The following is a 19,996-nucleotide window of genomic DNA, read 5'->3' on the forward strand; positions in this document are numbered from 1 at the left end:
GTAGTTTATACCCACCCCACCTGGCCCCGCCTCGCGGCGCCCCCCCCGGGGGGGGGGCGCCGCGGCCCCCCCACCGCCGTGGCCGCGAAGCCGAGGGGAATGCCCTCGGTGATGTAGAGGCCGAAGAAGGCGGCGAGCCGCCCGCGCCGGGTGGCCAGCAGGTTCGGCAGGCGGATCATGCGTCGACCAGCCCGCGTTGCGCCAGCAGGGGTTCGATGCCGGGCGCACGCCCGCGGAAGGCCTGGTAGGCAGCGCCGGGCTCCACGCTGTTGCCGGCGGCATAGATGCAGCGACGCAGGCGCCCCGCGACCTCTGGCGCGAACGGATCGCCCGCCTCGGTGAACGCGCCCCAGGCGTCGGCCTCGAGCACTTCCGCCCACAGGTACACGTAGTAGCCGGCCGCATACGAATCGGTGGAGAACAGGTGCTGGAAGTGCACCAGCCGATGCATCACGCCCACCGCCGGGTCCAGGCCCAGGTCGGCCAGCGTGCGCGCCTCGAACGCGCACCAGTCCTCCACCGACGCGGGGTCTTCATGGGCATGCGCGGCCATGTCCACCAGCGCACTGGCCGTGTAACGCACGGTGTCGAAGCCCTGTCCGAAGCGGCGTGCCGCCTGCAGGCGCGCGATCAGCGCGTCGGGCAGCGGCTCGCCCGTCTGGTAGTGGCGCGCATGCCGGCGCAGCACGGCCGGCTCCTCCATCCAGTGCTCGAAGAGCTGAGAGGGCAGCTCGACGAAGTCCCGCAGCACCGCGGTGCCGGAGAGCCTGGCGTAGGTCACATCCGACAGCAGGCCATGCAGGCCATGACCGAACTCGTGGAACAGCGTGCGCACGTCGTCGAACGACAGCAGCGTGGGGCTGCCCTTGGCGAAGTTGTTGTTGTTGCTCACCACCGGCAATTGCACATCGCCGTTGCGCCACTGCAGCGCATAGCTGCTCATCCAGGCGCCACTGCGCTTGCTCGGCCGCGCGAAGTTGTCCTGGATGAACAGGCCCAGGGCACGGCCCTCGGCGTCATGCACCTCGTAGGCCCGCACGTCGGCGTGATAGAGGGGCAGCTCGGGCCGCGGCGTGAAGCGGATGCCGAAGAGCCGCGTGGCGCAATCGAAGGCTGCCGCCACCATGGCTTCGAGCGGGAAGTACGGCTTCACCTCCGCGTCGTCCACCGCGAAGTCGCGCTGGCGCACGCGCTCGGCCCAGAAGCGCCAGTCCCAGGGCTGCAGCGCATGCGCCTCGCCGGCCGCACGGGCCGTGGCCTCCAGCAGCGAGCGCTCGCGCGCCGCCACGCGCCGGGCACGCGGCCACACGTCACCCAGCAGCCGCTGCACCGCCGCCGGCTCGCGCGCCATGCGGTCCACCAGCGCGTAGTCGGCATAGCTGCGGTAGCCCAGCAGCCGGGCCTGCTCGGCGCGCAGCGTGAGGATGCGGCCGATCAGCGGGCGGTTGTCGTGCTCGCCCGCGTGCTCCCCGCGGGCCACCCACGCGCGCCAAGCCTGCTCGCGCAGGTCGCGCCGCGCCGAGAAGGTGAGGAAGGGCACGATCAGCGAACGCGAGAGCGTGATGACCGGGCAACCGGGCCGACCGCGCTCGGCGCCGGCGGCCAGCGCCGCCTCGCACAGGAAGTCGGGCAGGCCGGCCAGATCGTCATCGTGCAGGAGCGGCAGCATCCAGGTGGACTCGTCGTGCAGCACGTTCTGCGCGAAGGCCGTGGTGGCCTCGGCGAGTTCCTCCATCACCTGCGCGTAGCGTTGCCGCGCCGGCCCTTCCAGCAGGGTGCCGGCCCGGACGAAATCGAGGTAGATGCGTTCCAGCAGGCGCAGCGCCTCCGGCGCCAGCCCTAGGGTGTCGCGCCGGTCATGCAGTGCACGGACACGCGCGAACAGCCCGGCATGCAGGTAGATGGCGCTCTGGTGCGCCGCCAGCGGTGCCGCCATCTCGCGCTGCACCGCCTGCAGCTCCGGCGACGTGTGCGAAGCGCAGAGATTGGAGAACACCGCATGGACGCGCAGCAGCAGCCGGCCGCTGCGGTCGTAGGCGGCGATGGTGTTCTCGAAGTCGGGTGGCTCGGGGTTGTCGGCAATGGCATCCAGCTCCGCGCGCTCGGCCGCCATCGCGGCGATCAGCGCGGGCTTGAAGTGATGGGGTTGCACGGCCTGGAACGGCGGCAGACCGTGCAGGGCGGGCCAGGCGCCCAGCAGCGGGTTGGCTTGGGTGTCGATGGCGGCCAGGTCCATGAGGGCTCTCCTTGCGCCGCGGCGCGGGCGGCGGGTGCGTGAAGCCAGCCATTCTGCGCGAACCGGTTATCATCCGGCCACTGCATCGGGAGAGCCCGGCCCCAGCGCCGGCGCCGAAGGAGCAACCGCCCCGGAAACTCTCAGGCCCCAGGACCGGTGCAGTGTCTCGCACTCTGAAGAGCAACGGGCGGCATCGTCGGCCCGGCGCACCGAAGGAGCAAGCGGCCCCGCGCGCGGCCGTGAATCTCTCAGGTCCCGCAACAGAGGGGGTGTCCGTTCCACGTGGTGTGGGCGGTCCCAACCCTTTCTGACGGTGCGGAGACTCTTCATGCAATCCATCGCAGTCCTCGGCGGCGGCATCACCGGCGTCACGACGGCCTACGCGCTCATGCGCCGCGGCTTCCAGGTCACCCTCTTCGAGCGGCATCGCTACGCCGCGATGGAGACCTCGTTCGCCAATGGCGGCCAGTTGTCGGCCTCCAACGCCGAAGTCTGGAACCACCCCTCCACCGTGTGGAAGGGCCTGAAGTGGCTGCTGCGCCAGGATGCGCCGCTGCTGGTACGGCCGCACCCCACCTGGCACAAGCTGTCATGGTTCGCCGAGTTCCTGGCCGCGATGCCGCGCTACGAGGCCAACACCGTGCAGACCGCCCGCCTGGCCATTGCCGCGCGCGAGCACCTGTTCGCCTGGGCGGCGCAGGAAGGCATCGCCTTCGACCACAAGACCCGGGGCATCCTGCACATCTACCGCGACCGCCAGGGCTTCGAGCACGCCGCGCGCGTGACCGAGCTGCTGCGCCAGGGCGGCCTGCAGCGCCGTGCGGTCACGCCCGAGGAGATGCGGGCCATCGAGCCCACGCTGGCCGGCCAGTACCACGGCGGCTTCTACACCGAGTCGGATTCCACCGGCGACATCCACCTGTTCACCACCGGCCTGGCCGCCGCCTGCGCGCGCCAGGGCGTGCTGTGCCTCTACGGCCAGGAGGTGACGCGCGTGGCGCACCGCGACGGCCGCGTGCAGGTGACCACCGCCACGGCGGGCGGCAGCGGCACCTCGACCTTCGACGCGGTGGTGGTCTGCGCCGGTACCGCCAGCAGAGCCCTGGCCGCGCAACTGGGCGACCGCCTCAACGTGTACCCGGTCAAGGGCTACTCGATCACGGTGATGCTCAACGACGAGAAGAGCCAGGCCGCCGCCCCGCAGGTGAGCCTGCTGGACGACGAGACCAAGCTGGTGACCAGCCGCCTGGGCAAGAACCGCTTCCGCGTGGCCGGCACGGCGGAGTTCACCGGCTTCAACCGGGACATCCGCGCGGAACGCATCGAGCCCCTGGTGCGCTGGGTGAACACCTGCTTCCCGGAGGTGAGCACGCGTCAGGTGGTGCCGTGGGCCGGTCTGCGGCCGATGATGCCGGACCTGATGCCGCGCGTGGGCCAGGGCCGCAGTGCCCAGGTGTTCTACAACACCGGCCATGGCCACCTGGGCTGGACGCTCTCGGCCGCCACCGCGGAGCTGGTGGCGGACGCGGTGGCCGGGGCGCGTCGGCCCGCGGTGTGGGCGCGTCCGGCCACGGCTGGCGCCGCTTGACGGAGCGCCCGCGCGGCGCCGATCAGCCGCGTGGATGATGGCGCGCGTGCAACTGCTTCAGCCGCTCGCGCGCCACATGGGTGTAGATGGTGGTGGTGGAGATGTCGGCATGCCCCAGCAGCATCTGCACCGCCCGCAGATCCGCACCGTGATTGAGCAGGTGCGTGGCGAAAGCGTGCCGCAACGTGTGCGGTGACAACGGCACGGTGATGCCGGCCTGCGCCGCGTGCTTCTTCACCACCAGCCAGAACATGGCACGCGTCATGCCGTGGCCGCGCGCGGTGACGAACAGGTCTTCGCTCTGGCGCGGCCCCAGGATGGCGGGCCGCGACTCGGCGAGGTAACGCACCAGCCAGTCTCGCGCCACCTCGCCGAAGGGGACCAGGCGCTCCTTGCCGCCCTTGCCAGTGACGCGCACCACGCCTTCGGCCATGCCGACCGCGAAGGTCTTCAGGCCCACCAGCTCGCTCACGCGCAGCCCGCTGGCGTACAGCAGCTCCAGCATCGCGCGGTCACGCAGGCCCAGCGGCGTCTCCACGTCCGGCGCCGCGAGCAGGGATTCGACCTGGGCCTCGGTCAGCGTGCGCGGCACGCGCAGCGGCTGGCGCGCGGACTGCAGCTTCAGCGTGGGGTCCGCCGTGACCAGCCGCTCCCGGTGGGCCCAGCGGTAGAAGCGCTTGAAGACGGTGAGACGCCGGTTGGCCGAGGTGGCCTTGGTGTCGGCGTGGCGGGCGGCGAAGTAGGCCAGCAGGTCCGCCTCCGAAGCGGCGAGCAGCGCCGGCCGCTTCTGCGCGGCCAGCCAGCCAGCGAACAGGGCGAGATCACGCCGGTAGGCCGCCAGCGTGTTGCGCGACAACCCCTCCTCCAGCCAGAGGGCGTCGATGAAGGTGTCGATGGCGGGGTCGGTCAATCGGCGAAGCGCTGGGGTTCCCGCGGGTCACCCCAGCCTACGAATCACGGGTTGGCCCCGTAGGCTGGGGTGGAGCGTAGCGCAACCCCAGCGATCCCCCGGGGCGTGCGCTCAGTCCAGCTTCAGCTTCGCCGAATCGACCACCTTCTTGTACACCTCGAACTCGGCCTTGATCTGGGCCGTGAACTCCGCCGGGGTGTTGGCGACGATGATGGAGCCGGTGTCCTCGATGCGCTTGCGCACCGCGGGGTCGTTCAGGGCCTGGCGCGTGGCGCCGGAGATCTTGTCGACCACCTCCTTCGGCAGCCCCTTGGGGCCCAGGATGCCGTAGTAGGCCATGCGGTTCACCGGCTCCAGGCCCACCTCCTTGAAGGTGGGCACGTTGGGCAGGTCCTTCAGGCGCTGGGGGGCCGCCACGACGATGGGAATGAGCCGGCCGTCGCGGATGAAGGGAATGGCCGAAGGCAGGTTGTCGAAGATGATCGGCACCTGGCCGGCCACCGTGTCGTTGAGCGCCGGGCCGGCGCCGCGGTACGGGATGTGCGTCACGAAGGTGCCGGAGAGGTTCTTGTACAGCTCCATCTGCAGGTGGCCGATGCCGCCGGTGCCCGACGACGCGTACGAGTAGCGGCCCGGGTTCTTCTTCAGCGCCTCGACGAAGGTCTTGTAGTCCTTGGCCGGGAAGCTGGGGTGCACCGCGATCACGTTGGGCGTGGCCGCGATGTTGATGATGGGGGTGAAGTCCGTCGTCGGGTTGTACGGGATCTTCGGGTTGATGGCCGGGTTGGCGGCGGTGGTGGAGACCGTGGCCATGCCGAGCGAGTAGCCGTCGGGCGCGGAGCGCACCGTCTCGGTGGCGCCGATCACGCCGCCGCCGCCGGCCTTGTTCTCGACCACGACGCTCTGGCCCAGGGCCTTGCCCAGCGGCTCGGAGATGACGCGGGCGATGATGTCCGTGGTGCCGCCCGGTGCAAAGGGCACCTGCAGCTTCACGGGCTTGTTCGGATAGGACTGCGCCAGCGCGGGGGCGGCGACGACAGCGAGCGCGCTGGCGGCCAGGGCAATGCAGGAACGGCGTTTCATGGTCTGGGTTCTCCTTGAGTCGTGCGAATCGAATGCGTGCAAGTCAAAAGACCCGTGCATCCTAAGAGCAGAATCCGCTAGCGATGCTGTGGAATTCACATAAGGGTTAGCCCGGGTCAAGGTTCAGCTCATCCGCTATCCTCGACCGGTGAATTTTGCCCAGCTGCTGTTTCCCGATTTCTCGCTCATTGCCTGCGGCTTCCTGCTGTGCCGCTACACCGCGCTGGACCGCGCCGTGTGGGAGCAGGTGGAAAGCCTCGTCTACTACTTCCTGTTCCCGGTGCTGCTGTTCCACAGCATCGTGCGCAGTCCGCTCGACCTGGGCGCGGCCTCGGCGCTGATCGCCGCCGGGCTGCTGCTGGGCGTGACCGGCATCGCGCTCGCCTACAGCCTGCCGTGGTGGCCCGCACTGGGGCGGCACATCGACCGTCGCGAGCACGCGGCCAGCGCACAGGTCGCCTTCCGCTTCAACTCCTTCATCGGGCTCGCGCTGGCCGAGCGGCTGGCCGGTCCGCAGGGCCTGCTGATGATCGCCGTGCTCATCGGCGTGTGCGTGCCGCTGTTCAACGTGGCCGCGGTCTGGCCCATGGCCCGGCATGCCAAGCAGGGTTTCGTGGGCGCACTGCTGCGCAACCCGCTCATCATCGCCACGGCCACCGCTCTCGCCGCCAACCTGCTGGGCCTGCGCATCCCCGGCTGGATGGAGCCGACCGTGCAGCGCATCGGTGCCGCCTCGCTCGCGCTGGGCCTGATGGCCGCAGGGGCCGGCATGCAGATCGGCAAGCTGGCCGAGGCCAAGTCGCTCGCCATCGCGGTGCTGGCCATCAAGCACGCGTTCATGCCGCTGGCCGCGGCCGGCATCGCCTGGGCCATGCGGCTGGATGGGGCCCAGGCGACCATCCTGCTGGCCTTCTCTGCCCTGCCCACCGCTTCGAGCTGCTACGTGCTGGCCTCGCGCATGGGCTACAACGGCGCCTATGTCGCGGGGCTGGTGACACTGTCCACCCTGATGGGCCTGGCGAGCCTGCCGTTCGCGCTGGGCGTGCTGCGCTGAGGGCGCGCGGGCCTCGCCCGGCCGAGGATTGACAGCCGGCGGAACTGCTCGACAATGCCTCGGTCCCCGACTCCGAAGGCAACCATGCTTGACCGCCTGCGAGACAGCTTCCAGCGCCTGCTGGCCACCAACGGCCTGCGGTACGCCGATGACGCGGAGGAAGCTCGCTTCGAGGACTTCTACGTTCACGCCCACGTGGCCAAGACCCGCGCGTTCATGCTCATGGGCGGCGCGCTGGTCTACATCTTCTTCAACTGGGACCGCATCATCGACCCCGTGGGCTGGACCTACGGCCACGCCATGCGCGGCTTCGTGCTGGCGCCGGCCGCCGTGCTCGCAGCCATCCTCATGAGCACGCGGCGGTGGCGCCCGCATGAGGAGACCATCAACGCGCTGACCATGCTGGCCGCCTACGTGGGGCTCACGCTCATCTACATGCACCTGCACGAGGGCTTCCGCCATGGTGGCGTGGGCATCGTGCTGGTCATGATGTTCGAGGCCCTGCTGCTGCGCATGCGCTTCGCGTGGTTCGCCGCCAGCGCGCTGGCCGGCTCGGCCTTCTTCCTGGCGGTGCACGCCATCCACTTCGGCCACCTCGACATCCTGCTGATGAACACCCTCGTGGTCGCCAGCTCGCTGCTGTTCGGCCTGTTCGCCACCTGGTCGCGCGAGAGGGAGAACCGCCGCCTGTTCGACCTGATGCACCAGCTCGAAGCCGCCAAGGTGCGGGTGGAGGATCTCGTCTACTCCATGCTGCCCAAGGAGATCGTGAGCCGCATCCAGGGCGGCGAGACCACCATCGCCGACTCGCATGCCGAGGTGAGCATCGTGTTCGCCGACCTGCAGGGCTTCACCAGCCTGATGCGCAAGCTGTCGGCCAAGCAGGTGGTGGAAATCCTCAACACCCTCTTCACCCGCTTCGACGCCATGGCGGAGCAGCACGGCATCGAGAAGATCAAGACCATCGGCGACGCCTACATGGCCGTGGGCGGCATGCGGCAGGACGACAGCCACGCGGAACAGGCGGCACGGCTGGCGCTGGCCATGCGCGACGCGGTGACCGATCTCTCGCGCGAGCTGGGCATTCCGATCCACCTGCGCATCGGGCTGCACGTGGGCCCCTTCATCGCCGGCGTGATCGGCCTGCGCAAGCCGGTGTTCGATTGCTGGGGCGACTCGGTCAACATCGCCAGCCGGCTCGAATCCACCGCGCCGGTGGGCACGATCCAGATCTCCGAGCCGGCCTACTGGCGGCTGCAGAACCGCTTCGAGGTGCGCGCGCTGCAGCACGTGGACCTGAAGGGGATCGGGCCGACGCAGACGTATCTGCTGCTGGGGGCGCTGGAGCGCGCCAATGCGCCTGGCGAGGCCCGCACCAGCAGCGCCCTTGCCGAGGCCGCGCCCAGCGCATAGAGCCCTCGCTAAGGGGGAGGCCGTGCGCGCGTGCCAGACCGCGGACACTGCCCCAGCGCCCAGGCCACATGCTCGCGCACCAGCTCGCTGGGATGCGCCACTCGGGCGGCCAGCGCCGACCGTATCGCCGCATCGTCCGCAACCCGCAGCGCATTCCCCATCGCCACCGCGACGTTGCGCAGCCATCGCTCATGCCCGATGCGGCGGATCGGGCTGCCTTCGGTGTGGTGCAGGAACTCGGCTTCGCTCCAGGCGAACAGGTCCACGAGATCGCGGCCCGTCAGTGCCTCGCGCGCATCGAAATCCGGCAGCGTGGCGCGCTGGGCGAACTTGTTCCAGGGGCAGGTGAGCTGGCAGTCGTCGCAGCCGTAGATGCGATTGCCCATCAGCGGGCGCAGCGCCAGCGGAATCGGCCCCGCGTGCTCGATGGTCAGGTACGAGATGCAGCGCCGCGCGTCCAGGCGGTAGGGCGCCAAGATGGCCTGGGTGGGACAGACGTCGATGCAGGCGCGACAGCTGCCGCAGTGGTCCGCCACCGGCGGCGTGGCCGGCAGCGCCAGATCCAGGTAGATCTCACCCAGGAAGAACATCGAGCCGGCGTCGCGATGCAGGGCCAGGGTGTGCCGGCCGCGCCAGCCCAGGCCGCTGCGGGTGGCGAGCTCCACCTCCAGCACCGGCGCGGAGTCGGTGAACACGCGGTGACCCAGCGGGCCTACGGCATCAGCGATGCGGTCGGCCAGCTTCTGCAGGCGGCCGCGAACGACCTTGTGATAGTCCCGGCCGCGGGCGTAGAGCGAGACGATGCCCTCATGGGGTAGCTGCAGCCGTGCGAACTCGATGGCCTGCCAGCCCTCGGGCGTTGCGGCGGGCAGGTAGTCCATGCGCGCAGTCAGCACGCTCACCGTGCCCGGCACCAGCTCCGCCGGGCGTGCGCGGCGCAGGCCGTGGCGGGCCATGTAGTCCATGGAACCGTGGAAACCGGCGGCCAGCCAGTCGGCAAGCCCCTGCTCGGCGGCGGAGAGATCGACGCCGGCCACGCCGATTTGGGAAAATCCCAGCTCCGCCGCCCAGGCACGCGCCCGGGCCAGCAGGGAAGGACCATCCATCTGAACGCCGTCACGCCTCACGCGCCGATTGTAGGAACGCCCTGCGCCAGCGAAACCTGGCGCAGCGAGGACGACACCCGCGCGTTCGCGCTGCGCCTGGCTGGCCGCCCGGCGGTGCACGATGCGTTCATCGCGCTGCATGGCGATCTGGGTGCGGGCAAGACCACGTTCGTGCGCCATCTGCTGCGGGCGCTGGGCGTGGCAGGCCGCGTCAAGAGCCCGACCTATGCGGTGGTGGAGCCGCACGAGGCGCCGGGCCTTTCGATCTGGCACTTCGACTTCTACCGCTTCGACGATCCGCGGGAATGGGAGGACGCCGGCTTTCGCGACGTGTTCGCCGCGCCCGGCCTGAAGCTGGCCGAGTGGCCGGAAAAGGCGCAGGCCGTGCTGCCGCCGGCTGACCTGGACCTGTACCTCACGGTGGAGGCCGATGAGACGCGCACGGCCCGCCTTTGCCCGCGCACCGCGCGCGGGGCGGAGTTGCTGGCATGAGACATCCTGTGCCTCCCGTCGTCCTCGCGAAAGCGGGGACCCAGGAGGTGGTGGACGGGGTGACGTGATGACCGACCGCCGCATTCTGTTGCGCACCGCAGGCCTCGTGCTGCTGGCCTCCCTCAGCCGGCTTGCGCACGCGGCCGGCATCCTGGCCGTGCGCCTGTGGCCGGCGCCGGACTACACGCGGCTCACGCTGGAGTCCGACACGCTGCTCGTGCATCGGCAGGTGAGCGTGAACGACCCGCCGCGGCTGGCGCTGGACATCGACGGCATCGGGCTCGACGCCACGCTGCGCGACCTCGTGGCCAAGGTGCAGGCCGACGACCCGTACATCGCCGGCATCCGCGTGGGCCAGTACACGCCCACCACGGTGCGGCTGGTCATCGACCTCAAGCAGCCGGTGGCGCCCCAGGTCTTCGCGTTGCCGCCCATCGCGGCCTATCAGCATCGGCTGGTGGTGGATTTCTTTCCGGTGCGGCCGGTGGATCCGCTGGAGGCCCTGATCGCCGACCGGCTGAAGGAGCGCGCGGCGGCGCCCGCTGCGGCGGGCGCCGCAAGCGCCCCGGATCCGCTGGGTGACCTGATCGCGCAACATGCGCAGCGGGCCGCACGGGCGCCATCACCGGGCTTGCCCGGTGCGCCGACGCCGCCTGCCCCGGCGCCCTCCCCCCAGCCTGCAGCCCAGGTGGCCGCGCCCACCATCGGCAACCGCACCGACCGCCTGATCATCGTCGCGCTGGACCCCGGCCACGGCGGCGAGGACCCCGGCGCCATCGGACCGGCCGGCACGCGCGAGAAGGATGTGGTGCTGCGCGTCGCGCACCTGCTGCGCGATCGCATCAATGCCACCACCGTTGGCGGCAACCCGATGCGCGCCTTCCTCACCCGCGACGGCGACTTCTTCGTGCCCCTGCACGTGCGGGTGCAGAAGGCCCGGCGCGTGCAGGCCGATCTGTTCGTGAGCATCCATGCCGATGCCTTCGTCACGCCCACGGCGCGCGGCGCCAGCGTGTTCGCGCTCAGCCAGAGCGGCGCCTCCAGCACGGCGGCGCGCTGGCTGGCCGACAAGGAGAACCGGGCGGATCTGATCGGCGGCGTCAACGTGAAGGTGCAGGACGCGCACGTGCAGCGGGCGCTGCTGGACATGAGCACCACCGCGCAGATCAACGACAGCCTCAAGCTCGGCGGGGCGCTGCTGGGCGAGATCGGCACCGTGGGGCGGCTGCACAAGCCGCGCGTGGAACAGGCGGGCTTCGCGGTGCTGAAGGCGCCCGACATCCCCAGCGTGCTGGTGGAGACGGCCTTCATCAGCAACCCGGAAGAAGAGCAGAAGCTGCGCAGCGAGGCCTACCAGGAGCAGCTGGCCGATGCGCTGATGCGGGGCATCGAGCGCTACTTCGCGCGCAACCCGCCGCTGGCACGCGGGCGGGTGACGTAGCTCACACCGGATAGATCAGCGAGTTCAGCACCATCTCGCTGTCATACACGCACAGCCGGCTGGCGAAGCGCAGACCCTCGGGCGTGCGAACGATCTCGTCGATGTAGCGGCCCACGTTGTAGACCTCGCTGCTGTCACCGGGCTTGGTGCGGAACACGGCGTAGTTCGCCTCCGCGCGGATCACGCCCCCGGCATCGCCCAGCACCCGGGCAGTGCCGATCACGTGCCTCGTGTAGTAAGGCCCGTGGTAAATGGTCTGGGTGATGCCGTACACGCGGTCCTTCATCATGCCCTGGCTCTCCAGGGCCATCAGCGCCAGTGGCAGGCCGCGGTCGAAGTTCTCGCGCGCCTGCACCTTGTAGGTGGCCTCGGGCGTGAAGAAGGCGGGCCAGTCGGCGAAGCGGCGCTCGTCCAGCGCGGCGGCGTAGTCGGCGTTCAGGCGGTCGATCTGCTGCTGCAGCAGCACTTGCTGGAGGGTGGCGTCCATCACAGCTCCATTGCCCGGCGCCAGTACGCGTACATGCTGCGGATCAGCGTCTCGGTCACCATGTGCTCGGTCATCTCGGTGCCGGTGCCACCCAGCTCGCACAGCGTCTCGCCGCCTTCGCCCCACTGGCGGAAGCCCTGCTGGCTGAACTCGATCACCTCGCCGTCGTCGGCGCTCACGAAGCCGGCCGGGCCGAACAGGTTGGCCTGGCGCAGGCGGCGCTGCGTCATCTCGGGCGTGTCGTCGGCGAAGCCGAAGTGCGTCCAGACGAAATCGAACTCGCCCTCGCCGCGCGGCACGATGTGGCGGGTGGACAGCGAGTTCACCTGCTGCTGGATGATGAGGCTGGGGAACAGCGTGATCATCGTGACCGTGGGCATGATCTCGGTGCCGGGGTGCGATGGATCGGGGATCTTCCACCACGGCTCGGGCACCACGTCGAGCAGGCGCTTGTCGTTCAGGCTCATGTCGGCCTTGAAACTGGTCACGCCCTGCGTCACCGCCTGGTTCTCGCCGCCCTCGTTGCGGCGACTGATCATCACCGCGTGCCGGCCATGGGCATCCATCACCATGCGGCTCTTCTGGTCGGCGCGCCACAGCCCGAAGGTGACGAACCAGGTGTGCAGCAGGCCCGGGTGATACGGGTCCTTGATGTTCTCCATCATCAGCTTCCAGTTGCCCGGAATGCGCTGGCGGTTGTAGCCCAGCAGGGTGAGCGTGCGGCCCTGGAAGATGCGGTCCAGCCAGGGCATGACCGCCGGGCCCAGGTAGTCGCACAGCGGCTCCACCGTGTCGCTGAAGGTGGCGAACACCAGGCCATGCAGCACCTCCACCCGCAGGCGTGTCAGGCCGTGCTGCTTGAGATCGAAGTCCTTCGGCATGCCACCATTCACGCAGGGCTGGCCGGCCTCGTCCGTCGCTGGCACGCCATCCTTGAAGGGCAGGCCCGCGAGCTCGCCATTGAGCTTGTACGTCCACTGGTGATAGGGGCACACGAAGCTGCGCGCGTTGCCCTGCGGCTGCTGGCAGAAGCGCACGCCGCGGTGCGCGCAGCGGTTCTCCACCACGCGGATGCCGGTGTCCACGCCGCGGTCCTTCGGGGCCACGCGGTCGCGCACCAGGATCACCTGCCGCTCGCCCACCCACGAGAGACGGTAGTCGCCCACGTTGGGCACCTCCGCCTCCAGGCCCACGTAGCACCAATGCGGGCCATGGAAGATCTTCTCCAGCTCGCGCTGGTAGAGCTGCGCGTCGGTGTAGGCCCAGAAGGGCACGCGGCTGGATCGGGGCGTGGGCCAGCGCGACAGGGGTTGGGGCGCGTTCATGGTGCGGGGTCTCCAGACCCCATCATATGTATTCTTACGATTCCGGGGAAGATGGCCGCCGGGCCCATTCACCGACGCGTGAGATTGCAAATGCTGACATCCATTGACCCTGATTGAAACCGGTTCTTTGCCGGCACCGCGTTTGCGAATCCGCAACAGATTGTTAGATTCGCGTCCGCTTATTCGTCCCACGTCATGCAGTACCCCCCAATCCGCCCCCCCCTGCGCCTCGGCACGCTCGGCCTGCCCCAGGCCGAGGCCGGCCTGGTGCGCGCGTGGCTGGTGCTGGCCGCCACGGAGCCCGGGTTCGACTGGCGCCTCGGTCAGGAGCCCCCCTACGACGCCCTGCTGGCAGACGGCGCCCACCTCTCCCTGCGCAGTGAAGGCCTGCCGGTGCTGGGCGAGCGGCTGTGCGTGCTGGGCCAGACCAGCGCCACCCTGCCCGCCGGCGCCACGCTGATGGAACGGCCACTCCGCCAGGAGGCCCTGACAGGCTGGCTGTCGCGCCTGGGCGTCTCGATGCGCGCCACGTCGGCGCTGCAGGTGGCCCAGCCCGCCGCCACGCCCGCAGGTGCCGGTCTTGCGGACGCGCCCGCCATACGCTGGAAGCTGCGACGCTGGCCACCCCAGCAACTGCTGCGCGACAGCCGCACGCGCATGCGCATGGCCTCGCTGCTGTCCAGGCGAGCGCTGAGCGTGGATGAGCTCGCCTACCTGAGCGGGGGCGATCCGGCGGACTGCCAAGTCTTCCTGCAGATGCTGCAGGGCTTCGACCTGCTGGAAAAGGTGGTGCGCCCAGCCGCCACCCCTGCGCCGGCCCCCGCTGACAACCCCGCCAAGCGGGCGGCGAGTGGCGCCAACACCGCCTTGTCGCGCGTGGTGCGCGGCCTGCGGCTGCGACTGGGACTGGCCTGACATGAGCGACCACAAGATCGTGTTCACCGGCACCACGGGGGCCGGCAAGACCACCGCGATCGCGGCGATCAGCGACACCCCGCCCGTGATGACAGACGTGCCGAGCACGGATCCGTCCACCGGCAAGCCGATGACCACCGTGGGCCTGGATTTCGGCCAGGTCCGCCTGGACAGCGGGGAGCAGGTCCGCCTGTTCGGCACGCCGGGGCAGGTGCGGTTCGACTTTCTCTGGCGCATCCTGGCGCGCAACGCCATCGGCGTGGTGGTGCTGATCGACAACTCGCGCCCGGATCCCCTGGCGGACATGGCCACCTACCTCGACGCCTTCCGCGCCGAGCTGGACGTGATGGCCTGCGTCGTCGGGGTCGGCCGCACCGAGCAGCACGCCAGCCCCACCATCGATGACTTCGTCGACGCGCTGGCCGCGCGCGGCCTGGTGCTGCCGGTGCTGCCCGTGGACGTGCGGCAGCGGGACGACGTGCTGATGCTGCTGGACACGCTGCTGGCACAGATCGAGGCCAGCAATGCAGAGTGAGGCGTTCCACGCCCATGTGCCGCCGGCCCTGCGCGCCGCCGCGCAGGCCCAGGCCGAGGCGCTGCTGCGCGAGGTGAGCGGCATGCGGGCCGTGCTGGCTGCCACGGCCGACGGCTTCGAGCTGGCCGCCGCTCTCGCCGCCGCGGTGGACACGGCGCGGCTGGCCGCGCTCGCCAGCTCGATCGCGGCCATAGGCGAGGTGGTGTCCGCCGAGGCCGGCATGGGCGACAGCCGCACCGTGATCGTCGAGACGGCGGGCGGCCTGGTGCTGGTGCACCGCGTGCCACGGAGCGACGTTTCCTGCGTGCTGACCGCGCTGGCCGGCCCCGATGCGCTGCTGGGCCAGGTGAAGTTCCAGCTTGCAGCGGCCGCGTCCGCCCTGGCGCAAATATGAGCCGCTGGGCCGCCCCAAGGCGAATCCCGCAGCGCGCAGCGCGGAGGGTCGTGCCATGACAGGGTCCCGACTCCAGCAGGCCCTTGCGCAGATGGCCAGCCTCCCCGGGGTGGGCGGCTGCGCCATCGTCGAGGCCGACACCGGCATGGTGTGGGAAAGCGCGGGCGAGCTGCCGGGCGTGCACCACCTGAGCGAGGCCGTCAGCGACTACTGGCGTCTCTTCCTGCGCCGCAGCGAAGACTTCGCCGCACTGGGGGAACTGCGGGCGCAGGTGCTGATCCACTCGCACCGGCGCGTCACCCTGGTGGGTTGCGGCGAAGGGCTGGTGCTGGTCACGGTCTCGGGCGAGCCCGACCAGGTTCGATGGGCCGACTGGAAAGGTGCCGTGGGCGGCCTGCAGCAATTGGTGGCCTCGATGTGAGGCAACGGCCGCCGCGCGATGGCGTCGCGCTCGGCGAACCGACAAGACGACGCCGAAGTTGAGAGAAGGAATCGCCACATGGCAACCATCAAGCAATCCCTGGACGAACTGCTCACCCTGGACGGTGCGCTCTGCTGCGCGATCGTCGACTCCTCCAGCGGCATGATGCTCGGCTCCGCCGGCATGGGCGTGGATCTCGAGGTCGCGGCAGCGGGCAACACCGAGGTCGTGCGCGCCAAGCTCAAGGTGATGCGGGCCCTGGGCCTGAACGACGTGATCGAGGACATCCTCATCACCCTGGGCAAGCAGTACCACATCATCCGCCCCTCCTCGCGCAAGGAAGGCGTGTTCATCTACTACGTGCTCGACAAGCAGCGCTCCAATCTCGCGATGGCGCGCCGCAAGGCGCAGGACGTCGACAAGGAACTGATGTTCTGATGCCCCGTCGCCCCCGCGCAGGCGGGGGCCCGGGATCGACAGGCCCCTCATGCGGGCTTCCCACAATGCCCGGCCGCAGCCTCACGCCTACCATGCCGGCATGCGACATCTCGCCCTCACGACCCTGGCCGTCCTCACCCTGGCCGGCTGCGCCAGCCTGCCCGAGCCGCGTTCGCAACCCGTGATGCCCGAGGTCGCGCGCGCCCCGGCGCCCGAGGCCAGGCCGTGCCCGAAGGAAGTGCCGGCCGATGCGCGCTGCTTCACCGGTGAAGACGCCGCCGGCTCCTTCTACTGGATCGCCCTGCCCGCTGGCTGGGAGGCCTCGCGCGGGGTGCTCGTGATGCACGCGCACGGCGGGCCGGCCGACACCGGCCCGGCCCGCGCCGAGCGCAGCCTGGAAGACCTGCAGCGCTGGGCCATCACGGTCCGCGCCGGCCATGCGTGGGCGGGTTCCACCTATCGCCGCGGCGGCTATGGCGTGACGATGGCCGCGGAAGACACCGAGCGCCTGCGCCAGATCTTCGTGCGGCAGTTCGGCCAGCCGCGCCGCACGATCCTGCACGGCCAGAGCTATGGCGCCGGCGTGGCCGCCAAGGCGGCGGAGCTGTATGGCCGCATCGATGGCCAGCGGGGGCCGTACGACGGCGTGCTCCTCACCAGCGGCGTGCTGGGCGGCGGCAGCCTGGCCTATGAGTTCCGGCTCGACCTGCGGGCGATCTACCAGCATGTCTGCCGCAACCACCCCAAGGCGGACGAGCCGCAGTACCCGCTGTGGATGGGCCTGCCGGCCGACAGCAAGCTCACCCGCGCCGAACTCGCCGCGCGCGTGGACGAATGCACCGGCGTGCGCAAGCCCGCCGCGCAGCGCACGCCGCAGCAGGCCGCGAACCTCGCCGCCATCGTGAAGACGGTGCGCATCGAGGAACGCTCGCTGATCGGCCACCTGAACTGGGCCACCTGGCTGTTCCGCGACCTGACCCAGCTGCGCCTGGCCAGCCGCAACCCCTTCACCAACGTCGGGGCGATGTACACCGGCTCCGGCGACGACGCCGCCCTGAACCGCGCCGTGGCCCGCTATGCGGCCGACCCGGCGGCGCGGGCGGAGCTGGACAAGGACAGCCGCCCGGAGGGCCGCCTCGCGATGCCGGTGCTGAGCTTCCACGCCATCCACGACCCCACCGCGTTCGTGGAGCTGCAGTCGCTGTACCGCGACCAGGTGGCGCGCGGCGGCAGCGCAAGCCGGCTGGTGCAGGTGTACAGCGACGAACGCGAGCACAGCTACCTGGGCGAGGCGCAGTACCCCGCGCTCTTCACCGCGCTGCTGCAGTGGGTGGACAGGGGCGACAAGCCGTCTCCGCGCAGCGTGCTCGCCCTGTGCCAGGGTTTCGAGGCCACGTACGGCAAGAGCTGCCGCATCCAGCCCGACTACCAGCCGCCGCCCATCGATGCGCGGGTGACGCCGAGGCCGCACTAGCGAGCGCTCAGGCAGCGGCCTTGCGCTTCGCGTTCCAGGCCCCGCCGATCACCAGCAGGCCGGGGATGATGATCATGGCCCAGATGATCTTGTCCAGGTTCTGCTTCACCCAGGGGATGCTGCCCAGGAAGAAGCCCGCGGTCACCAGGCCCACGACCCAGATCGCCGCGCCCACGATGTTGTAGAGCGTGAACTTGGTCCGCGTCATCGCCGCGACGCCCGCCACGAAGGGCACGAAGGTGCGCAGGAACGGGAAGAAGCGCGCCAGGATGATCGAGATGCCGCCGTGCTTCTCGAAGAAGGCATGCGCGCGGTCGAAGGCCTGCTTGTTGAAGAAGCGCGACTGCTCCCACTGGAACACGCGCGGGCCGAACCAGCGGCCGATGGTGTAGTTGCACTGGTCGCCCAGCACCGCCGCCAGCCACAGCAGCAGCACCGCGAGCGGATAGCTCATGAGCCCCAGCCCGCACAGCGCCCCCACCACGAACAGCAGCGAATCCCCCGGTAGGAACGGCATGACCACCACGCCCGTCTCCACGAAGATGATCAGGAACAGCAGCGCGTAGACCCACGCGCCATAGGTGACAACGAAGTGCTCGAGGTGCCGGTCGACATGCAGGATGAAGTCGATCAGAAAGCTGGCGATTTCCATGGGCCGCGATTATCGACGGGCCGGCCGCCGCCCCTCGCCGCGCGGGGCCATGCCTCGGTGGATGCCGCCCTAGAATGCCCCTTGCCCATGAACGCCATGCTCTCCCCGCCCCCGCGCCGGCCCATCCGCGAACTGCCGGACGAACTGGTGAGCCAGATCGCCGCCGGCGAGGTGGTGGAGCGCCCCGCCTCGGTGGTGCGGGAACTGGTGGACAACGCGCTGGACGCCGGCGCGCGCCAGGTCACCGTGCGGCTGCTGGCCGGCGGCGTGCGGCTGGTGAGCGTGGAAGATGACGGCGGCGGCATCCCGCGTGAGGATCTGCCGCTCGCCCTGCGTCGCCATGCCACCAGCAAGATCGGGTCGCTGGCCGATCTGGAATCGGTGGGCACCATGGGCTTTCGCGGCGAGGCGCTGGCCGCCATCGCCTCGGTGTCGGAGCTGACGCTGCTCTCGCGCTTCGAGGGCGCAGCCTCGGCGTGGCTGCTGGAGGCCGCCAGTGGCGAGCTGCGCCCTGCCGCGCGCGCCACCGGCACCACGGTGGAGGTGAAGGAGCTGTTCTTCAGCACGCCGGCGCGCCGCAAGTTCCTGAAGACCGACGCCACCGAACTCGCGCATTGCGTCGAGGCGGTGCGCCGTCATGCGCTGGCGCGGCCGGACGTGGGCTTCGCCATCTGGCACGAGGGCCGGCTCGTCGAGCAATGGCGCCCCGGCAGCGCCGACCAGCGCCTGGCCGACGTACTGGGGGATGACTTCCTGACCGGCAGCGTGGTGGTGGACTTCGCCGCCGGCCCGCTGCGGGTGACGGGGCGCGCGGGCGTGCCGGATGCCGCCCGCTCGCGGGCCGACTGGCAGTACGCGTGGGTCAACGGCCGCTACGTCCGCGACAAGGTGCTCACCCATGCCGCGCGCAGCGCCTACGAGGATCTCCTGCACGGCCACCGGCAGCCTGTGTACGCGCTGCACGTGCAGGTGGATCCGGCGCGGGTGGACGTGAACGTGCACCCCACCAAGATCGAGGTGCGCTTCCGCGACAGCCGAGAGGTGCACCAGGCCGTGCGGCATGCGGTGGAGGCCGCGCTGTCGGCGCCGCGTGCTGGCCAGGCGGGCGGTCCGCCCGCGGCGGAAGGCGCAGGCGCGCCCTCGCCCGCCCCGTGGCGCGGCGATTCGGCTGCCGCCCCTGCATGGCAGCAGCCGCGCTTCACCTTCGCACCCAGCGCCGCAGAGGCCGCACAGTCCATGGCGCAACTGCAGGTGCTATGGGGCACCCCGCGCGTGGCCGCGGAGCCCGCGCTTGCGGCCCCGCTGCCGCGGGCAATGGCTGAAGGCTCGGCATTCGAGCCCCCCTCGCCGGCGGATGCGCAGCCGGCGGCCGAAGCGTGGCCGCTGGGCCAGGCCATTGCCCAGCTCCATGGCGTCTACATCCTGGCCGAGAACGCCCAGGGCCTGGTGGTGGTGGACATGCATGCCGCGCACGAGCGGATCGTCTATGAACGGCTGAAGACGCTGATGGACGCGCGCCAGCTGCAGGCGCAGCCGCTGCTGATCCCCGCCACCTTCGCCGCCACCCCGCACGAGGTGGCCACGGCCGAAGCGCACGCGGACACGCTGGCCGCGCTCGGCCTGGAGGTGACGCCCTTCTCGCCGCGCACCCTGGCGGTGCGGGCCGTGCCGGCCACGCTGGCGCAAGGCGACCCGGTCGCGCTGGCGCGCAGCGTGCTGGCGGAGCTGGCGCAGCACGACGCGAGCACCGTGGTCGAGCGCGCCCGCAACGAGCTGCTCGCCACCATGGCCTGCCACGGCGCGGTGCGCGCGAATCGCCGCCTCACGCACGCGGAGATGAATGCGCTGCTGCGCCAGATGGAGGCGACCGAACGCTCGGACCAGTGCAATCACGGCCGGCCGACGTGGCGGCAGGTGACGCTGCGGGAGCTGGATGGGTTGTTCCTGCGGGGGCGGTAGGGGCGCGGGCGGGGTTGAATCGCTGGGGTTGCGCTGCACGCCGCCCCGCTTCATGCGAAACTTTCTCCCATTC

At 70.5% G+C, this 19,996-nt stretch carries 19 protein-coding genes and 1 riboswitch; of the genes, 12 read left to right on the top strand and 7 right to left on the bottom strand.

What is annotated here, in order from left to right; all coding sequences use genetic code 11:
• Positions 1–175: 175 nt before the first annotated feature.
• Positions 176–2,236 carry a M3 family metallopeptidase gene (locus ACE3T5_RS05770; protein WP_374665402.1) on the bottom strand — a complete coding sequence of 687 codons (2,061 nt, stop codon included), beginning with the start codon at positions 2,234–2,236 and terminating at the stop codon, positions 176–178.
• A gap of 76 nt (positions 2,237–2,312) precedes the next feature.
• Positions 2,313–2,402, top strand: a riboswitch (glycine riboswitch).
• 162 nt (positions 2,403–2,564) lie between these two features.
• Here ACE3T5_RS05770 and ACE3T5_RS05775 point away from each other — a divergent pair.
• Positions 2,565–3,824 (top strand): D-amino acid dehydrogenase, encoded by a 1,260-nt coding sequence (locus ACE3T5_RS05775; RefSeq protein WP_374665404.1) that lies wholly within the window; start codon positions 2,565–2,567, stop codon positions 3,822–3,824.
• A gap of 22 nt (positions 3,825–3,846) precedes the next feature.
• Here the strand turns inward: ACE3T5_RS05775 and xerD are convergent, their stop codons facing one another.
• Together xerD and ACE3T5_RS05785 are read right to left on the bottom strand one after the other, a co-directional pair.
• A complete protein-coding gene (gene xerD / locus ACE3T5_RS05780) occupies positions 3,847–4,734 on the bottom strand; it encodes a site-specific tyrosine recombinase XerD (RefSeq protein WP_374665407.1) in 888 nt (295 codons plus the stop codon).
• Between the two features lie 111 nt (positions 4,735–4,845).
• The gene (locus ACE3T5_RS05785) at positions 4,846–5,817 is read right to left on the bottom strand and encodes a tripartite tricarboxylate transporter substrate binding protein BugE (protein WP_374665409.1); all 972 of its coding nucleotides are present in this window, start codon (positions 5,815–5,817) and stop codon (positions 4,846–4,848) included.
• 148 nt (positions 5,818–5,965) lie between these two features.
• Between ACE3T5_RS05785 and ACE3T5_RS05790 the strand changes: the two genes are divergently transcribed.
• Together ACE3T5_RS05790 and ACE3T5_RS05795 are read left to right on the top strand one after the other, a co-directional pair.
• Positions 5,966–6,871, top strand: a complete 906-nt coding sequence (locus tag ACE3T5_RS05790) for an AEC family transporter (protein WP_374665411.1) — start codon at positions 5,966–5,968, stop codon at positions 6,869–6,871.
• An 84-nt stretch (positions 6,872–6,955) separates the two neighbouring features.
• A complete protein-coding gene (locus ACE3T5_RS05795) occupies positions 6,956–8,284 on the top strand; it encodes an adenylate/guanylate cyclase domain-containing protein (protein ID WP_374665413.1) in 1,329 nt (442 codons plus the stop codon).
• A gap of 8 nt (positions 8,285–8,292) precedes the next feature.
• On the opposite strand, the gene queG is transcribed toward ACE3T5_RS05795, so the two are convergent.
• A complete protein-coding gene (gene queG / locus ACE3T5_RS05800) occupies positions 8,293–9,390 on the bottom strand; it encodes a tRNA epoxyqueuosine(34) reductase QueG (protein WP_374665415.1) in 1,098 nt (365 codons plus the stop codon).
• On the opposite strand from queG, the gene tsaE reads away from it, so the two are divergent.
• Together tsaE and ACE3T5_RS05810 are read left to right on the top strand one after the other, a co-directional pair.
• Positions 9,391–9,882: a tRNA (adenosine(37)-N6)-threonylcarbamoyltransferase complex ATPase subunit type 1 TsaE gene (gene tsaE, locus ACE3T5_RS05805; RefSeq protein WP_374665489.1), complete on the top strand. Its 492-nt coding sequence runs from the start codon at positions 9,391–9,393 to the stop codon at positions 9,880–9,882.
• A 67-nt stretch (positions 9,883–9,949) separates the two neighbouring features.
• Positions 9,950–11,323, top strand: a complete 1,374-nt coding sequence (locus ACE3T5_RS05810; protein ID WP_374665417.1) for an N-acetylmuramoyl-L-alanine amidase — start codon at positions 9,950–9,952, stop codon at positions 11,321–11,323.
• A gap of 1 nt (position 11,324) precedes the next feature.
• Here ACE3T5_RS05810 and ACE3T5_RS05815 read toward each other — a convergent pair whose 3' ends face one another.
• The gene (locus ACE3T5_RS05815; protein ID WP_374665419.1) at positions 11,325–11,810 is read right to left on the bottom strand and encodes a nuclear transport factor 2 family protein; all 486 of its coding nucleotides are present in this window, start codon (positions 11,808–11,810) and stop codon (positions 11,325–11,327) included.
• Complete coding sequence (locus ACE3T5_RS05820) at positions 11,810–13,135, bottom strand: aromatic ring-hydroxylating dioxygenase subunit alpha (RefSeq protein ID WP_374665421.1); 1,326 nt, start codon at positions 13,133–13,135, stop codon at positions 11,810–11,812. Before ACE3T5_RS05820 ends, ACE3T5_RS05815 begins: the two co-directional genes overlap by 1 nt.
• A gap of 195 nt (positions 13,136–13,330) precedes the next feature.
• Here ACE3T5_RS05820 and ACE3T5_RS05825 point away from each other — a divergent pair, with 195 nt between their 5' ends.
• The 6 genes from ACE3T5_RS05825 (at position 13,331) to ACE3T5_RS05850 (ending at position 17,312) form a co-directional block, all read left to right on the top strand.
• On the top strand, positions 13,331–14,050 hold the full coding sequence (locus ACE3T5_RS05825; protein WP_374665423.1) for a hypothetical protein: 720 nt from the start codon (positions 13,331–13,333) through the stop codon (positions 14,048–14,050).
• A 1-nt stretch (position 14,051) separates the two neighbouring features.
• On the top strand, positions 14,052–14,585 hold the full coding sequence (locus ACE3T5_RS05830) for an ATP/GTP-binding protein (RefSeq protein ID WP_374665425.1): 534 nt from the start codon (positions 14,052–14,054) through the stop codon (positions 14,583–14,585).
• Positions 14,575–14,979 carry a roadblock/LC7 domain-containing protein gene (locus ACE3T5_RS05835; protein WP_374665427.1) on the top strand — a complete coding sequence of 135 codons (405 nt, stop codon included), beginning with the start codon at positions 14,575–14,577 and terminating at the stop codon, positions 14,977–14,979. Before ACE3T5_RS05830 ends, ACE3T5_RS05835 begins: the two co-directional genes overlap by 11 nt.
• A 55-nt stretch (positions 14,980–15,034) precedes the next feature.
• Positions 15,035–15,400, top strand: a complete 366-nt coding sequence (locus ACE3T5_RS05840; RefSeq protein WP_374665429.1) for a hypothetical protein — start codon at positions 15,035–15,037, stop codon at positions 15,398–15,400.
• Positions 15,401–15,478: 78 nt separating this feature from the next.
• Complete coding sequence (locus ACE3T5_RS05845; protein ID WP_374665431.1) at positions 15,479–15,838, top strand: hypothetical protein; 360 nt, start codon at positions 15,479–15,481, stop codon at positions 15,836–15,838.
• 100 nt (positions 15,839–15,938) lie between these two features.
• Positions 15,939–17,312: a hypothetical protein gene (locus tag ACE3T5_RS05850; protein WP_374665433.1), complete on the top strand. Its 1,374-nt coding sequence runs from the start codon at positions 15,939–15,941 to the stop codon at positions 17,310–17,312.
• A 7-nt stretch (positions 17,313–17,319) separates the two neighbouring features.
• On the opposite strand, the gene ACE3T5_RS05855 is transcribed toward ACE3T5_RS05850, so the two are convergent.
• Positions 17,320–17,964, bottom strand: a complete 645-nt coding sequence (locus tag ACE3T5_RS05855; protein ID WP_374665435.1) for a DedA family protein — start codon at positions 17,962–17,964, stop codon at positions 17,320–17,322.
• A gap of 87 nt (positions 17,965–18,051) precedes the next feature.
• Here ACE3T5_RS05855 and mutL point away from each other — a divergent pair, with 87 nt between their 5' ends.
• A complete protein-coding gene (gene mutL / locus ACE3T5_RS05860; RefSeq protein ID WP_374665437.1) occupies positions 18,052–19,923 on the top strand; it encodes a DNA mismatch repair endonuclease MutL in 1,872 nt (623 codons plus the stop codon).
• Positions 19,924–19,996: the final 73 nt, after the last annotated feature.

This window comes from Ramlibacter sp. (genome assembly GCF_041916345.1).
Classification (GTDB): domain Bacteria; phylum Pseudomonadota; class Gammaproteobacteria; order Burkholderiales; family Burkholderiaceae_C; genus Ramlibacter.

Excerpts from the sequence above, each read along its gene's own strand:
- ACE3T5_RS05770 (WP_374665402.1), bottom strand. The coding sequence starts at position 2,236 with ATGGACCTGGCCGCCATCGACACCCAAGCCAACCCGCTGCTGGGCGCC.
- ACE3T5_RS05775 (WP_374665404.1), top strand. The coding sequence starts at position 2,565 with ATGCAATCCATCGCAGTCCTCGGCGGCGGCATCACCGGCGTCACGACG.
- ACE3T5_RS05785 (WP_374665409.1), bottom strand. The coding sequence starts at position 5,817 with ATGAAACGCCGTTCCTGCATTGCCCTGGCCGCCAGCGCGCTCGCTGTC.
- ACE3T5_RS05795 (WP_374665413.1), top strand. The coding sequence starts at position 6,956 with ATGCTTGACCGCCTGCGAGACAGCTTCCAGCGCCTGCTGGCCACCAAC.
- queG (WP_374665415.1), bottom strand. The coding sequence starts at position 9,390 with ATGGATGGTCCTTCCCTGCTGGCCCGGGCGCGTGCCTGGGCGGCGGAG.
- ACE3T5_RS05810 (WP_374665417.1), top strand. The coding sequence starts at position 9,950 with ATGACCGACCGCCGCATTCTGTTGCGCACCGCAGGCCTCGTGCTGCTG.
- ACE3T5_RS05815 (WP_374665419.1), bottom strand. The coding sequence starts at position 11,810 with ATGGACGCCACCCTCCAGCAAGTGCTGCTGCAGCAGCAGATCGACCGC.
- ACE3T5_RS05820 (WP_374665421.1), bottom strand. The coding sequence starts at position 13,135 with ATGAACGCGCCCCAACCCCTGTCGCGCTGGCCCACGCCCCGATCCAGC.
- ACE3T5_RS05825 (WP_374665423.1), top strand. The coding sequence starts at position 13,331 with ATGCAGTACCCCCCAATCCGCCCCCCCCTGCGCCTCGGCACGCTCGGC.
- ACE3T5_RS05830 (WP_374665425.1), top strand. The coding sequence starts at position 14,052 with ATGAGCGACCACAAGATCGTGTTCACCGGCACCACGGGGGCCGGCAAG.
- ACE3T5_RS05835 (WP_374665427.1), top strand. The coding sequence starts at position 14,575 with ATGCAGAGTGAGGCGTTCCACGCCCATGTGCCGCCGGCCCTGCGCGCC.
- ACE3T5_RS05840 (WP_374665429.1), top strand. The coding sequence starts at position 15,035 with ATGACAGGGTCCCGACTCCAGCAGGCCCTTGCGCAGATGGCCAGCCTC.
- ACE3T5_RS05845 (WP_374665431.1), top strand. The coding sequence starts at position 15,479 with ATGGCAACCATCAAGCAATCCCTGGACGAACTGCTCACCCTGGACGGT.
- ACE3T5_RS05850 (WP_374665433.1), top strand. The coding sequence starts at position 15,939 with ATGCGACATCTCGCCCTCACGACCCTGGCCGTCCTCACCCTGGCCGGC.
- ACE3T5_RS05855 (WP_374665435.1), bottom strand. The coding sequence starts at position 17,964 with ATGGAAATCGCCAGCTTTCTGATCGACTTCATCCTGCATGTCGACCGG.
- mutL (WP_374665437.1), top strand. The coding sequence starts at position 18,052 with ATGAACGCCATGCTCTCCCCGCCCCCGCGCCGGCCCATCCGCGAACTG.